Annotated in this window: 14 protein-coding genes; 8 read left to right on the forward strand and 6 right to left on the reverse strand. The window is 62.9% G+C overall.

Annotated elements, in window-relative coordinates; genetic code table 11:
• Positions 1-281: 281 nt before the first annotated feature.
• From ACR3FE_RS05900 to ACR3FE_RS05910, 3 genes are read right to left on the reverse strand one after another with little or no spacing between them, the layout of a single operon-like run.
• Positions 282-1,790 (reverse strand): anthranilate synthase component I family protein, encoded by a 1,509-nt coding sequence (locus tag ACR3FE_RS05900; RefSeq protein ID WP_458206159.1) that lies wholly within the window; start codon positions 1,788-1,790, stop codon positions 282-284.
• Positions 1,774-2,433, reverse strand: a complete 660-nt coding sequence (locus ACR3FE_RS05905) for a helix-hairpin-helix domain-containing protein (RefSeq protein ID WP_458206160.1) — start codon at positions 2,431-2,433, stop codon at positions 1,774-1,776. Before ACR3FE_RS05905 ends, ACR3FE_RS05900 begins: the two co-directional genes overlap by 17 nt.
• 26 nt (positions 2,434-2,459) lie before the next feature.
• A complete protein-coding gene (locus tag ACR3FE_RS05910; RefSeq protein WP_458206161.1) occupies positions 2,460-3,266 on the reverse strand; it encodes a shikimate dehydrogenase in 807 nt (268 codons plus the stop codon).
• An 82-nt stretch (positions 3,267-3,348) separates the two neighbouring features.
• On the opposite strand from ACR3FE_RS05910, the gene ACR3FE_RS05915 reads away from it, so the two are divergent.
• The 5 genes from ACR3FE_RS05915 to ACR3FE_RS05935 all read left to right on the forward strand — a co-directional run bounded on the left by ACR3FE_RS05915 (position 3,349) and on the right by ACR3FE_RS05935 (position 7,819).
• Complete coding sequence (locus ACR3FE_RS05915) at positions 3,349-4,317, forward strand: calcium/sodium antiporter (protein WP_458206162.1); 969 nt, start codon at positions 3,349-3,351, stop codon at positions 4,315-4,317.
• Between the two features lie 144 nt (positions 4,318-4,461).
• Positions 4,462-5,784 (forward strand): D-aminoacyl-tRNA deacylase, encoded by a 1,323-nt coding sequence (locus ACR3FE_RS05920; protein WP_458206163.1) that lies wholly within the window; start codon positions 4,462-4,464, stop codon positions 5,782-5,784.
• 98 nt (positions 5,785-5,882) lie between these two features.
• Complete coding sequence (gene ftsZ / locus ACR3FE_RS05925) at positions 5,883-7,025, forward strand: cell division protein FtsZ (RefSeq protein ID WP_458206164.1); 1,143 nt, start codon at positions 5,883-5,885, stop codon at positions 7,023-7,025.
• 179 nt (positions 7,026-7,204) lie between these two features.
• Positions 7,205-7,372 (forward strand): protein translocase SEC61 complex subunit gamma, encoded by a 168-nt coding sequence (locus ACR3FE_RS05930; protein WP_458206165.1) that lies wholly within the window; start codon positions 7,205-7,207, stop codon positions 7,370-7,372.
• 9 nt (positions 7,373-7,381) lie between these two features.
• Positions 7,382-7,819: a transcription elongation factor Spt5 gene (locus ACR3FE_RS05935; protein WP_458206166.1), complete on the forward strand. Its 438-nt coding sequence runs from the start codon at positions 7,382-7,384 to the stop codon at positions 7,817-7,819.
• A 119-nt stretch (positions 7,820-7,938) separates the two neighbouring features.
• Here the strand turns inward: ACR3FE_RS05935 and ACR3FE_RS05940 are convergent, their stop codons facing one another.
• The gene (locus ACR3FE_RS05940; RefSeq protein WP_458206167.1) at positions 7,939-8,874 is read right to left on the reverse strand and encodes a CPBP family intramembrane glutamic endopeptidase; all 936 of its coding nucleotides are present in this window, start codon (positions 8,872-8,874) and stop codon (positions 7,939-7,941) included.
• Between the two features lie 229 nt (positions 8,875-9,103).
• Complete coding sequence (gene lonB / locus ACR3FE_RS05945) at positions 9,104-11,098, reverse strand: ATP-dependent protease LonB (RefSeq protein WP_458206168.1); 1,995 nt, start codon at positions 11,096-11,098, stop codon at positions 9,104-9,106.
• A gap of 201 nt (positions 11,099-11,299) precedes the next feature.
• Here lonB and ACR3FE_RS05950 point away from each other — a divergent pair, with 201 nt between their 5' ends.
• The 3 genes from ACR3FE_RS05950 to ACR3FE_RS05960 are packed head-to-tail and all read left to right on the forward strand — an operon-like array spanning position 11,300 to position 13,264.
• Positions 11,300-11,821: a nicotinamide-nucleotide adenylyltransferase gene (locus tag ACR3FE_RS05950; protein WP_458206169.1), complete on the forward strand. Its 522-nt coding sequence runs from the start codon at positions 11,300-11,302 to the stop codon at positions 11,819-11,821.
• Complete coding sequence (locus ACR3FE_RS05955; RefSeq protein WP_458206170.1) at positions 11,818-12,624, forward strand: SAM hydrolase/SAM-dependent halogenase family protein; 807 nt, start codon at positions 11,818-11,820, stop codon at positions 12,622-12,624. Before ACR3FE_RS05950 ends, ACR3FE_RS05955 begins: the two co-directional genes overlap by 4 nt.
• A gap of 31 nt (positions 12,625-12,655) precedes the next feature.
• Positions 12,656-13,264: a trimeric intracellular cation channel family protein gene (locus tag ACR3FE_RS05960; protein WP_458206171.1), complete on the forward strand. Its 609-nt coding sequence runs from the start codon at positions 12,656-12,658 to the stop codon at positions 13,262-13,264.
• 15 nt (positions 13,265-13,279) lie between these two features.
• Here ACR3FE_RS05960 and ACR3FE_RS05965 read toward each other — a convergent pair whose 3' ends face one another.
• Complete coding sequence (locus tag ACR3FE_RS05965) at positions 13,280-13,543, reverse strand: DUF7520 family protein (RefSeq protein ID WP_458206172.1); 264 nt, start codon at positions 13,541-13,543, stop codon at positions 13,280-13,282.
• Positions 13,544-13,546: the final 3 nt, after the last annotated feature.

Genomic DNA, 13,546 nt, shown 5'->3' on the forward strand with positions numbered 1-13,546 from the left:
ACCCCACTCACGGTTTAACCGTTCCCAACCGAGGCGCGTCGCGCCTCGCACTCCTCGCCCTTTCAGCCCGCCAGGGGGAATCCGGCCTGGCGGGGGGAGCACCGGGAGACTGCGTCTCCGGAGCTCACTGCGCGAAGCGCCGTGAACGACCGGGGCTTTCGAAGACACCGCTATAACTCGTTCGTTGCCAAGAGAATATTCGAGGATTCGTCGCCAAAGTCTGTACATTTCAGTACGTTCCAGTACAAACCGAAGGACGGTAGAGAACGACGCTGGATCCCCTACTCCTCCGAAAAGCCGCCGTCTCGACCCAGAACTTCGTTGACGGCCGTTACCAACGCTTTCCCCTTCGCCAGCGTCTCCTCGAATTCCAGTTCAGGCACCGAGTCGTGGACGATGCCCGCGCCGACGCGCAGGTGGTACTCGTCCCGGTGGCGCACCAGCGTTCGGATGACGATGTTCAGGGTCGCCCGGTCGTCGAAGCCGAACATGCCGATACTGCCGGTGTACGGCCCCCGCCGCGTCGATTCGAGTTCGTCGATGATCTCCATGGTTCGGGGTTTGGGGGCGCCCGTGATGGTGCCACCGGGGAACACCGCCGCGATGGCGTCCGTGAGACCCACGTCGGGGCGACGCCGTCCGGCTACTTCCGAGACGAGGTGCATCACCTCGGAGTATCTGTCCACGCGGCGGTAGTCGGTCACCTCGACGCTTCCGTATTCGGCGATCTTCCCGAGGTCGTTCCGTTCGAGATCGACCAGCATCGCGTGTTCCGCGCGTTCTTTCTCGTCGCCCAGTAGATCCGCTTCCAGTTCGGCGTCTTTCTCGGGCGTTTCCCCCCGCGGTCGCGTCCCCGCGATGGGTTCCGTGACGACGCGGTCACCGTCCACGTCGAGCAGGAGTTCCGGGCTGGCGCTCACCAGATCGATACCGGGGAACTCCAGCAGCGCGGAGTACGGTGCCGGATTCACTCGCCGCAAGGCGTCGAACGCCTCGACCGGGTGGACGCTGGCCGGTGCTTCGAGCCGCTGGGAGATGTTCGCCTGGAACGTCTCGCCGTCGCGGACGTAGCGTTTGACCGCCCGCACGCGCTCAGCGAACGCCTCAGTTCCGCACGCGCTCACGAACGACCCCTGCTCGTCGGTGGGTGGCGCGCCGACGCTTGCGTTTCCGTGCGTGGCCGCGCGCGCGAGCGCTAGCGCCTGCTCGCGAGCAGCGTCGTAGGTCGCGTCCAGATCACCCATCTCGTGTCCGTCATCGAGTCGCGGGCACGCGGTCACCCGAAGCGTGACGTGCTCCGAATCGTCCGGCGTCTCCCACGCCGCGACGCGGTCGTACAGGCCAAACTGGAGTCGCGGTAATCCTCGGTCGTCGTCCGCCGACCCCGGAAGCGATTCGAGTTCGCGCACGAGGTCGTACGAGAGCCACCCGAACAGCCCACAGGGGTACGGCACGTTGCACTCCCCGCGCACCAGTTGCTCGTCGTCTAGCACACCGGCCACCGCGTCGAGACTCGGTCCCGACACGTCGGTAAGCGACGCTGCCTGCGGGCGTGCTTGAAGTCGCTGTGCCGGTTCGACGCCGAAATAGCCCCAGCCGGATTGCCCACCGGTCGTCGCCAGATAGAAGCCGCCAGCACCGTCACGCGCCCGTCGATACGCGAGAAACGGGTCGCTCACCTGCACCTGTACCTCGACCGGAATCCGTGCCCCCGGCGGTGCATCGCGGGCCGTCTCACGGTACGATGCCCGCGAGGTGACGACGGTCGGATTCTTACATCGACTTCGCACGTTCTATCCAGCCCTCGATCCGTTTCGGTGAGAGGTCGGTCTCCGTCGCGAGTTCTTCGGCGTCGGCGACTGCCAGTTGCGCCGAGTTCTCGACGCCCGCGTTCCGAAGTCGCTCGGCGTACGCCGGGCCGATCCCTTTCACGTCTTCGAGGGGACGCCCGTCTTCTATCGCCGCTTCTTCGGATTCGTCTGTCTGGTCCACCTCTTCGACTTCCGGTTCGGATTCTTCGACCGCTGGTTCTTCTCCTTCCGCTTCGATTTCCGGTTCGTCCGTCGCTTCGTCGACTTCCGCCTCCTCCACCGCTTCCGGTTCGGGTTCCGGCTCGGTCGATTCCGTCTGTGCCGGTTGGCTCGCTTCGGTTCCCGGCCCGGTAGCCTCCGCCGGTTCTGCGGCGGTGTCGGGTTCGGCTTCTTCGATGTGTTCCGTTGGTTCACCCTCGTCAACGAGGTCTTCTGTCGAGACACTCGTGTCTTCGTCCGGGGACTCGTCTGTCTGTTTCACTGCCCTCTCGTTCGTCGCATCGGGTCGTTCTGTCGTCTCGGTCGGTTCGCGCTCTATCGTCACGCCTGCGTCGCGCTGACGCTTCTGCGACCGTTCCTCGCCGAGACCGAGCAACGATTTCAGCCGTGTGATAAGCCCCATTGTGAGACAGTACAGAGTCCCTTCACTTAAAGGCGTCTTCGCAGGGCGGCGTCCATCCGGTCTACCGGCGGGTCACGACCTGTCCAGAGTTCGAACGCCGCCACCCCCTGAAAGAGGAGCATCCACGCCCCGTCGATGGTCGTCGCCCCGCACATCGCCGCCTCGCGAAGCAATCGCGTATCGAGCGGGCGGTAGACCGCATCCATCACCGCGAGGTCGCCGTGAAGCACTTCCACCGGAACCGGTGAAACGTCGGATTCCATCCCGACGCTCGTCGCGTTGACCACCACGTCCGACTCCGGAACCAGCTCGGACAGTGCGTCCAGTCCGTGCGCGCTCGCCCCCGACACGTCCGCCGCCAGCGACTCGGCGCGCGAGACCGTCCGGTTCGCTATCTCGACCGTCGCCCCCTCGTCGGCCAGCATGAACGCGATCGCTCTGGCTGCGCCACCTGCACCGACGACGACCGCAGATCGCCCGTCGAGCGTCACGTCGTGGCGCTCGAACGCCCGGCGCGCACCTTCCGCGTCTGTGTTGTGGCCGACCGGGCTACTGTCGCTTGCTGTCTCCGAAAGATCGATCGTGTTCACCGCGCCGATCCGCGCCGCGAGTGGGTCGGGTTCGACGTGTTCGAGAGCCTCCTCTTTGAACGGAATGGTGACGTTGAGTCCCCGGATACCGAGCGCCTCGGCCCCCTCGATCGCCGGGCCGAGAGCGTCGGGTTCGAAGGTGACGTAGCGTGCGTCCAGACCGAGTTCGTCGTAGGCCGCTTCGTGCATCGGCGGCGAGAGCGAGTGGCCGACCGGATCGCCGACCAGTCCATACACGTCCATGTCACTCCCTGTGTCTCCGCGTGTATAAGTTCGGATGGTTCGGTAATATTATATATAGCAAGTTTAATAAAACATGTGACCAATGGGCACACCACTTCTGACGTGGCTATTCTCCACAGAAACGCTGTATCTGTTACTCGGTATCATTCTGCTGCACGTTGGTGCCGAGATACTGGTCAAGAGCGCGTCGTCGCTCGCGCTGGGGTTCGGCATCGCACCGGTCACCATCGGGGTGACTATCATCGCCTTTGCGACGACCGCCCCGGGACTGTTCGTCAGCGTCATCGGGGCGATCACCGTCTCCGAGAGTATCGGTCTCGGGAACATCGTCGGCTCGAACATCGCCAACATCGGCCTCGTGTTGGGGGCAGCAGCACTCGTCCAGCCGATGTCCGTGAACCGTGACCTCCTCCGACGACACGGGTCATTCATGCTCGTCGCCGTCGTCCTTCTCGTCGCCCTCGGAAGCGACGGCACGCTCGGTTCGCAGGATGGTGCGCTCTTGCTCGCTGTCCTCGCCCTCTTCACGGTCTACATCCTTCGCTACGTGAAGAAGGTCGACGACGACGGACTCGTCACCGAAGAGGTCGAAGACACAGAGGGCGCTACCGACGCACGCAACGTCGGCCTGTTCATCCTCGGCGGTCTGGTCTTGCTGGGTGGCTCCCGGTTCCTCATCGAGGGGAGCGTGGATCTGCTCCGTCAGTTCGGCTTCACCGACTTGTTCATCGGACTGACGGTCGTCGCGTTCGGTACCTCGCTCCCCGAACTCGCCGCGTCCGTCGTCGGTGCTGTCCGAGGCGAAGCCGACTTCAGCATCGGGAACGTCATCGGGAGCAACATCTACAACATCCTCGCCGTCATCGGCGTGTTGGCGATCATCGTTCCGGTGAACGTGTCGGCGAGCACTCGCGCGTTCGAGTTCCCGTTCCTCGTCGCGTTCACCGTCGTCGCCATGGGTATCATGGCACATCAACACCGTCTGTCGCGGTTCAACGGCGCGTTTCTCATCGTCGGATACGCTATCTTCGTGTTCTTCTTGTTCCCCTGACTATCCTGCTCGCGCTTCGATGTGAAGCGTTCCAGCTCCTCGTCGGACGCGTCTGCTACCGTATCGCTGGACGAGAGCGAGTATCGGCGGAACAGATCTAACGGTATCGACGCCCTTTTTCCGGTTTAGTGCTGAGTCGAAGTCGTGATAGCCGTCGTCGTCAGCCGTGCCGATTCTGCCTCCGAACACATCGGCGAGCACCTGCTCGCCGAAACGGAGTGGACAGCACACGAAGACGAAGCCCGTCCCGACGCCGAAGGTGGGGGTCGCTACTACCGCACCGATGGGTTCGAACTCAGGGAGTTCGACGCCCTGCACCTCGACGTCGAGGACGCAGCAGCAGCGTTCGCCGACCCCGACATGCTCTTTTTTGCTTCCCGGCATTCGGGCGACACCGGGCCACTGCTCACCGGCCACTTCACGGGGAACTTCGGTCCGGCGCAGTACGGCGGCGAGGACGGAGGACTCGCCGCCACGTGCCCGAACGCACAAGCTCGTCTGCTCCGCGCGTTCGACGAACACGCGCCCGAGGAGTACGACGTCGGCATGGAGTGTACCCACCACGGCCCGAGCAACGTGGGCGTCCCGTCGATGTTCGTCGAACTCGGAAGCGACGAGGAACAGTGGCGAGATTCGGCGGCTGCCCGTGCCGTCGCGCGTGCCATCCTCGACCTCCGGGACGTCGAACCCACCCGAGAGCGACAGCTCGTCGGGTTCGGTGGCGGTCACTACGTCCCACGATTCGAGCGCATCGTCCGGGAGACGGACTGGGCGGTGGGGCACATCGCTTCGGACTGGAATCTGGAGGCGATGGGGCCGCCAGAAGCGAATCGGGAGACGATCCGGCAAGCGTTCGAGCAAAGCGACGCGACCTACGCCGTCTGTGAAGGCGACTACCCCGAACTAGCGTCGGTCATCGCCGACATCGGCTATCGAGTCGTGAGCGAGACGTGGGTTCGAGAGGTGTCCGGCGTCTCGCTCGAACTCGCCGACCGACTCGAATCCGACCTCTCGTCGGTCGAATCGGGACTTCGATTCGGCGATCTCGCGCGCGAGGCGTCGACGTTCGAGGTCGTCCGACTTCCCGACGAACTTATCGCCAGCGTCTCGGGAATCGACCGCGAGGCAACGTCCGATCTCGTCGCACAGCACACCATCGCGTTCGAGACGGTCGAAGGTGGAACGCTGGCGGCAGGCAGCGCGGCAGTTCGTGACTCGAGCGATTACGACGCGCTCGTGGACGGACTGGTCTCCATCCTCGGTGAGAAGTACGACGAGGTCGAACGGACTGCGGACGAAGTCGTCGCGCACGAGGCCGCCTTCGACCCGAAGAAAGCCCGCAAACTGGGTATTCCGGAGGGCCCTGCCTTCGGCAAACTCTCGTCCGGCGTGGCGGTGACGATAAACGACGAGACGATTCCGCCAGAGGCAGTCCAGACCGAGCGTTCGTACCGTTATTCCGTCTGAGTAGAGACACTGCCCATGTCATTTGTGACCTATTGTCTGACATGCGTCAGCCAGAGGGGAAAGATAATTAATCTGCGTTCGTAATTCAAGCTTCAAGGATGGATTCGATTGTCGAAGACGCCATAGAGGAGGCGGAGGGGGAGCAACAGCCCCCCGAGCAGAACCAGATGGGTGGTGCTACCAACAAAGCGACCCCGTCGGGCACGATGACCGACGAGGAACTTCAGGACGTACTCAAAGATCTACAGACCAACATCACAGTCGTCGGCTGTGGCGGCGGTGGCGGAAACACAGTGAGCCGGATGGCCGAGGAGGGCATCCACGGTGCGTCACTCGTCGCGGCGAACACCGACGTACAGCATCTCGTAGAGATCGAAGCAGACACGAAGATCCTGATGGGCGAACAGAAGACCAACGGGCGCGGCGCGGGGTCGCTCCCGCAGGTCGGCGAGGAGGCCGCCCTCGAAAGTCAGGAGGAGATCTACGACGCGATCCAGGGATCGGACATGGTGTTCGTCACCGCCGGACTCGGCGGTGGCACGGGAACCGGAAGCGCTCCGGTCGTCGCCAAAGCGGCCCGCGAAGCGGGTGCACTCACCATCGCTATCGTCACCACGCCCTTCACGGCGGAGGGTGAGGTTCGGCGCACCAACGCCGAGGCCGGACTGGAACGACTGCGCGACGTGAGCGACACCGTCATCGTCGTCCCGAACGACCGACTGCTGGACTCCGTGGGCAAACTGCCCGTCAAGCAGGCGTTCAAGGTGGCCGACGAGGTGCTCATGCGCTCCGTGAAAGGTATCACGGAACTCATCACCAAACCCGGACTCGTCAACCTCGACTTCGCCGACGTTCGCACCGTCATGGAGAAAGGCGGCGTGGCGATGATCGGTCTGGGTGAGAGCGATTCCGACTCGAAGGCACAGGACTCCGTGAAGAGTGCCCTGCGCTCGCCGCTTCTCGACGTAGACATCAGCGGCGCGAAATCCGCGCTGGTCAACGTTACGGGTGGCAACGACATGTCCATCGAGGAGGCGGAAGGCGTGGTCGAGCAGATCTACGACCGCATCGACCCCGACGCCCGCATCATCTGGGGAACGTCTATCGACGAAGACCTGGAAGGCTCGATGCGGACGATGATCGTCGTTACTGGCGTCCAGTCGCCCCAGATCTACGGTCGCAACGAGGCAGAGCAGGCACAGGCCAAGAGCCGGATGGAAGACATCGACTACGTCGAATAGATTCACTCGCTCTTCGCTCGTCCGTTCTCGTGACCCGACTCCGGTCGCTCATCTAGTTTCAACGAGATATCACTGCAGATGCACCCGATCTTCACCTGTCGATGATGATGTCCCGAACCGGCGAACGACGGACGACCTTGGAAAGATAGAAAAAGCCTGATAGCCAAGCATTACCAACAATGGATGTCAAACTCGACCTCGCGTCGTACGTGCGCGTGCTCAAACTGGCGAGTACGCCCTCGTGGGACGAGTTCTCGAAGATTTCGAAGATCGCAGGTATCGGTATCTTACTCGTCGGTCTGCTCGGCTTCGTCATCTTCGCGATCATGAGCTTCATCCCAGCGTAGGTGAATCAAATGTCAATATACGCAGTAAAGACCACGGCAAGTCAGGAACGCACCGTCGCGGACATGATCGTCAACCGCGAAGAGGACGAGATTCACGCCGTCCTCGCCCCCGACTCGTTGACGAGTTACGTGATGGTCGAAGCGGACAATGATGCGGTCATCCAGCGCGTGCTGGAAGAGATCCCGCACGCCAGAAGCATGGTGCCCGGCGAAAGCAGTATCTCCGAAGTCGAGCACTTCCTCTCCCCGACCCCCGACGTGGAGGGTATCGCGGAGGGCGACATCGTCGAACTCATCGCTGGCCCGTTCAAGGGTGAGAAGGCGCAGGTACAGCGCATCGACGAAGGCAAAGACCAGGTGACGGTCGAACTGTACGAGGCGACGGTTCCGATCCCCGTCACGGTGCGTGGCGACCAGATCCGCGTGCTGGATAGCGAAGAGCGGTAGCTCTTCTAACTCTCGTTCGCTCCTTCCGTCGCTCACGAGAATAGCGAGGAACGGTAGTTCCTCGAAGCGAACGGCGAAGCCGTGAGCGAAAGAAGAGCGGTAGCCACTCACCGACTTTCTCACGTCTCTCGTCCAGCGTGGACGACGAACTCCAGTGCATTGACGAGATAGTGGGCAACGACGACGACCAGCAGACTCCCGGAGAGCACGAACGCGGTGGCGAGGACGCCACCCAGCGCCCCCGTCACGAGGATGCCGCCCGGCCCCTGTGCGCCGTGGCCCACGGCGAACGCGACCGTCGATCCGACGACGAGGAACCACGGCGAGATGCCGTAGCCCGCGGCCAGCGCGCCGACGAGTGCCGCACGGAAGAGGAATTCTTCGAACCCGGCGATGATCGGGAGGACGACGCCGAGGAGCACGAGCCATCCCGTCGGTGTCTCGGGCATCAGCAGGTCACGCAGACCGTCTTCGTAGTCGATACCCACTGCATCCGCCCCGTGCTGGCCGAGTTCGTTCGCCGCGAACAGCGCCACCCCGAGGGCGATACCTGTGCCAACCTCCCAGAGGCCCACCGCCTCGACGCCCAGTGCCGTCTGTGGAATCGCAGCGAACCACGCCGCACCGACCAGCACCACGCCGAACAGCCCCTGACTCAGCGCGACGTTCAGGAGAAGCGCCCCCGACGTGAGTTCGTCGGGTTCGCTATGCGATGCCGGCGCGACCGGTTCGTTGGAGGTGTTGGGTATCGGGCCGTCGGCGGTCATCCGTCCAGCGTGCTCCCTGGCATCGTCGGTGTGTTCCACATCGTCAGTGTGTTCCACGGCGTCGGACTGTTCCACGGTATCGAGCTGTTCTGGGGTGTCAGACCGTTCCACGTCGTTGGATTGCTCTGGGGTGTCGAGACGGTCGCCGGTTTCGTGGTCGGGCGATTCGATTTCGTGGTCGTCCGATGGACCAGCCAACATCGCCTGTGAGGCCCGCGCCAGAGCTATCAGGACGGCGAGGACGAGGAGCGTGACGCCAGCGAAGGCGTCCCAGTTCGGCACGGCCATTCGACTGCGAGTTCGAAGGCCGGTGGGGAAAAGGTGTCTACTCCGTTTTCGAGAATCGAGGAGTGGATCGGATTTCGATGGAATCTGCCTCTCCCGGTGGCAACGGGCGAACGAGCGACGAATCAGACACGAGTACATTTCAGTAGGAATCAGTACATTTCAGTACAACTGGTCGTCGCGACGCTTCGCAGAGTTACGAAAATGAAAATGAATCAGTCCGCGTGTCCGCTTACTGCGGGCTGGGACTGCCGGGGCCGGAGGTGCCGCCGATCTCGTGTTCGAGGGCGCTTCCGGTGATGTTCTTCAGGCGGTCGATGAGGCTGTCCTTCTCGGGTTCGCCAGCGAGCGCGACTTCGAGCACCTCGCTGATGTGCGAGACGGGGATGATCTCGACCATCTCCTCGTACTCTTCTTCGATCATCACGTCTTGCTCGTTGGACTTCGGGATGATGACCGTCTTGATGCCAGCCTTCGCGGCGGCCTCGATCTTGTGGGTCACGCCACCGACCGGGAGCACGTCGCCGCGCACCGACAGCGAACCAGTCATCGCAACGTCCTGTTGCACCGGCGCGTCTTCCAGCGCGCTGATGACGGCGGTGGCGACCGTGATGGACGCCGAGTCGCCGTCGACACCCTGCTGTCCGGCCTGCACGAACTGGATGTGAACGTCCTTCTCGCTGATATCCTCGTCGCTGAACTTCTTGATGATGGCCGAGACGTTCTTCACGGACTCCTCTGCCATCTCCTTGAGTTGGCCAGTGGCGATGACGTTGCCCGGCCCCTGCGACGGCGTCACTTCGGCCATTACGGGGAGCATGATACCGCTGTCTTCGCCCATGACCGCGAGACCGTTGACGCGCCCGATGACCTCGCCGTCGGAGACGGTGAGTTCGTAGTCCTTGCGGCGCTCGATGTAGTCGTCGGCGATCTGCTGTTCGATGGAGCGCGAGCGGCGCTTGGCTTGCAGGACGTGGTCGCGGGTCGTGTAGTCCGCTCCCTCTGCGCGGGCGATGTCGCCAGCCACGCGGACGAGGCCACCGAGGTCACGCAGTTTGAGCGTGAGGTGGTCTTTCCGTCCGGCACGACGCTGGGCTTCGAGGATGACCTCCTCGACTGCATCCGCGTCGAAGTGCGGGAGCCGACCGTCCTTCTCGACTTCCTGTGCGACGAACCGCGAGTACTTGCGCCGCATCTCCGGCGTGTCCTCGATGGTGTCGTCCATGTACACTTCGTACCCGTACCCTTTGATACGCGAGCGAAGCGCGGGGTGCATGTTCTCCATCGCGTCCAGGTTCCCGGCGGCGACCATGACGAAGTCGGTCGGGACGGGTTCGGTCTGCACCATCGCGCCCGAAGAGCGTTCGGACTGGCCAGTGATGCCGAACTCGCCTTCCTGAATGGCCGTCATCAGCTTCTGCTGACTGCGGATGTCGAGCGTGTTGATCTCGTCGACGAACAGCACGCCCTTGTTGGCCTTGTGGATGGCACCCGGTTCGACGCGGTCGTGGCTCGGCGTCTCCATGCCGCCAGACTGGAACGGATCGTGGCGAACGTCGCCCAGCAGCGCACCAGCGTGAGCACCCGTCGCGTCTTCGAAAGGCGCGCTGGTCACGTCGCTGTTGTTGACCAGCAGGTTCGGAATCATCGCGTCGCTTCCGCGGGAACCGTAGCGGAACGCGAGGTAGATGACACCTGCTGCGAGGATGCCGAGGAGCGGTCGTCCAGCGATGAGCAGGGCGTAACCAACCACGATGGCGATGATGACCCACATGAGGAACGAACGCATCTGGTTGCGCTTGCGTGCTTCCTCTTTGTGGGCGTCGATGATCTGCTCGCCTTTCCCGGCGGGAACCGTCCGAACCTTCGGTTCGTTCCCGTCGTCGGGGTTGTGGTAGACGAGCACGTCCTGTAGGTCCTCCTTGGGGAGGAGCTGGCTCATCGCTTTCGCCAGCATCGACTTCCCGGTACCGGGCGTGCCGATCATCATCACGTGGCGGCGCTGCTTTGCCGCTTTCATCACCACGTCACGGGCGTGGTCTTGTCCGATGACTTGATCGACCAGTCGGTCGGGTATCTCGACCTCTTCCGTGCTTTCTATTTCTAGTCCGCCGAGCAAGTCGTCCTCGGAAACGTCGTCGGGGTCGACGTCCATTTCACTACCGAGGCTTTCGAACTCCCGCTCGGTCTCCTGCTCCGGTGGTGGAGCTTCGGTGTCGTTACTCATAGAATTCGTTCGGTGTAATTGAAAACAGGGCAGGCGAACTGATATACTTTCTCCCTCCGACCGTACGTGCTGACCCCATACGTCCGTCCCGTACAGCGTCATTCGCGGCAGTTATGCCACCCCTAGCAGTTCCATTCGCTTCAGGAATCTCTTCGACCGTGACTCGTCACCCTTATAAAAACGTTCCCCGTCGAATCCACCATGACTCGCGGGTTCTACATCGGGCGCTTCCAACCCTACCACAACGGCCACCACAGCGTCGTCGAAACCATCGCCGAAGAAGTCGACGAACTCGTCCTCGGCATCGGGAGCGCGGGCGACTCGCACACTCGTCACGACCCCTTCACGGCCGGCGAGCGAATCATGATGATCACGAAATCGCTCGTGGACTTCGACCTCGTGACCTACGCGGTTCCCATCGAGGACCTGGACAGGAACTCGGTGTGGGTGAGTCACGTCCAGAGTATGAGCCCCGATTTCGACGTGGCCTACTCGAACAACCCGCTCGTCATCCAACTGTTCACGGAGGCTGGCGTCGAAGTGCGTCAGTCGCCGATGTTCAATCGAGGGGTGCTCGAAGGCACCGAAGTCCGCGACCGGATGGTCAACGGGAACGACTGGCAGAAACTCGTGCCGGATTCCGTCGTCGAGGTGATCGACGAGATCGACGGCATCGAGCGAATCCAGCGCGTCAGTCAGACCGACTCGAACGGCGACAAATGATAACCCTCTCGTCGGACTTCGGTACGCCGTATCCGGCGGCGATGAAAGGGGTCATCTGCCAGCACACCGACGCCCGACTGGTCGACGTTGCTCACGATTTTCCGCGACAGGACGTGCGAACGACCGCATTCTGGCTCCGCGAAGTGCTCCCGTACTTTCCACCCGCAGTCCATCTCGTCGTCGTCGACCCCGGCGTCGGCACCGACCGTGCCGCCCTCGCAGTTCGGGCGGGCGACCACGTTCTCGTCGGACCAGACAACGGCGTCCTACTCCCGGTTGCCCGCGAACTGGCGAACTCCGAAGACGTAGACTCCGAACACGGGGATTCCGAATCGGCTGATTCCGAACCGGGGGACATCGACGTGTTCGAGGTGGAGTACCAGGACACCGACAGCGCGACGTTCCACGGACGAGACGTGTTCGCCCCCGCCGCCGCGAGAATCCACGAAGCAGGCGTCGATTCCTTCGAAGATCTGCCCGACATCGTTCCAGCGGACGATTTCGAAGACTTGGTGTTTCCGGACCCGAGCGTCAGCGAGCGCGAGGCCACGGGAGAGATCCTCGTCGTGGACGATTTCGGCAACGCCATCACGAACGTCCCCGGCGACTTTCTCGATACGGCAGACCAGCTCGCGGTGAACGGCGAATCTGCACCTGTCGAACCCTCCTACGCACACGTCGAACCGGGGCACCGACTTGTGACCGTCGGAAGCCACGGCAACGTCGAACTCGCGGTGAATCGCGGTCGCGGCGACGAGGCGTTCGGCGTCGAACTGGGTGACGAGATTCGATTGGAGCGATGACGATGGGAACGCGAGTGATGGGAGTACCGAGATGACCGTAGACGCGTTCGGTGTGATGAACATCGTCGGCCTGCTGGCGTTCGCCATCGTCGGGTCGCTCCGGGGGAGTGACGCCGACCTCGACCTGCTCGGCGTCGCCGTTCTCGGCGTGATGACGGCGCTCGGCGGCGGCGTCACCCGCGACCTGTTGGTGAACACGACGCCGGTCGCACTTCGCTCGATGGGCGACGTGAGCGTCGCACTGATAGGCGTCGGGCTGGCCGTCGTCCTCTCGCAGTTCGACGAGACCCTGACCGAGCGCCCAGTCGTCCGTATTCCGGATGCAATCGGCCTTTCAGCGTTCGCCACAACCGGGGCACTCGTGGCCTCCGACGCCGGACTCACCGCGTTCGGCGTCGTGTTGCTCGCCACGGTGACGGGTGTCGGTGGTGGTCTGATCAGTGACCTACTCTTGCGGAACGTTCCCTCGGTGCTGGTCGAAGATTTCTACGCGACCTGCGCACTGTTCGGCGGAGTGGTGTTCTGGCTGTTGGTAGAGGCTGGCGTGGATACCCAGGAAAGTGCGATCGCCTGTGCAGCGGTCGTCCTGACGCTTCGACTCCTCGCGCTTCGGTACGAGTGGGAACTGCCGACGGTGTAGCGAAGTCCCCACTCGTCACGTCGCGCGCTCGGTGTCGTACCGCGATGCGTAGGTGACGAGACCGAACAGGAGTGCCAGTACGACCGCTGTCAGCGCCATGCCGAACAGCGCCATCGTCACTGGCGACATCTCGAACAGGGGAACGCCGAGCACGTCCATCGTCTTGCCGCGATTCTGGCCGGTCGTGCCGACGACGAAGCCGATGCCACCAGCGACGAGAACGATGACCGTTGCGGTAGCGAGAAAGACGGGGCGACTGGAGATGACACGGTCGCTCATCGC

Source organism: Haladaptatus rarus (genome assembly GCF_054177585.1).

Coding starts and splice junctions, on each gene's coding strand:
- ACR3FE_RS05930 (WP_458206165.1), top strand. CDS start 7,205: ATGGATGTCAAACTCGACCTCGCGTCGTACGTGCGCGTGCTCAAACTG.
- ACR3FE_RS05935 (WP_458206166.1), top strand. CDS start 7,382: ATGTCAATATACGCAGTAAAGACCACGGCAAGTCAGGAACGCACCGTC.
- ACR3FE_RS05965 (WP_458206172.1), bottom strand. CDS start 13,543: ATGAGCGACCGTGTCATCTCCAGTCGCCCCGTCTTTCTCGCTACCGCA.
- ACR3FE_RS05910 (WP_458206161.1), bottom strand. CDS start 3,266: ATGGACGTGTATGGACTGGTCGGCGATCCGGTCGGCCACTCGCTCTCG.
- lonB (WP_458206168.1), bottom strand. CDS start 11,098: ATGAGTAACGACACCGAAGCTCCACCACCGGAGCAGGAGACCGAGCGG.
- ftsZ (WP_458206164.1), top strand. CDS start 5,883: ATGGATTCGATTGTCGAAGACGCCATAGAGGAGGCGGAGGGGGAGCAA.
- ACR3FE_RS05955 (WP_458206170.1), top strand. CDS start 11,818: ATGATAACCCTCTCGTCGGACTTCGGTACGCCGTATCCGGCGGCGATG.
- ACR3FE_RS05950 (WP_458206169.1), top strand. CDS start 11,300: ATGACTCGCGGGTTCTACATCGGGCGCTTCCAACCCTACCACAACGGC.
- ACR3FE_RS05915 (WP_458206162.1), top strand. CDS start 3,349: ATGGGCACACCACTTCTGACGTGGCTATTCTCCACAGAAACGCTGTAT.
- ACR3FE_RS05960 (WP_458206171.1), top strand. CDS start 12,656: ATGACCGTAGACGCGTTCGGTGTGATGAACATCGTCGGCCTGCTGGCG.
- ACR3FE_RS05940 (WP_458206167.1), bottom strand. CDS start 8,874: ATGGCCGTGCCGAACTGGGACGCCTTCGCTGGCGTCACGCTCCTCGTC.
- ACR3FE_RS05905 (WP_458206160.1), bottom strand. CDS start 2,433: ATGGGGCTTATCACACGGCTGAAATCGTTGCTCGGTCTCGGCGAGGAA.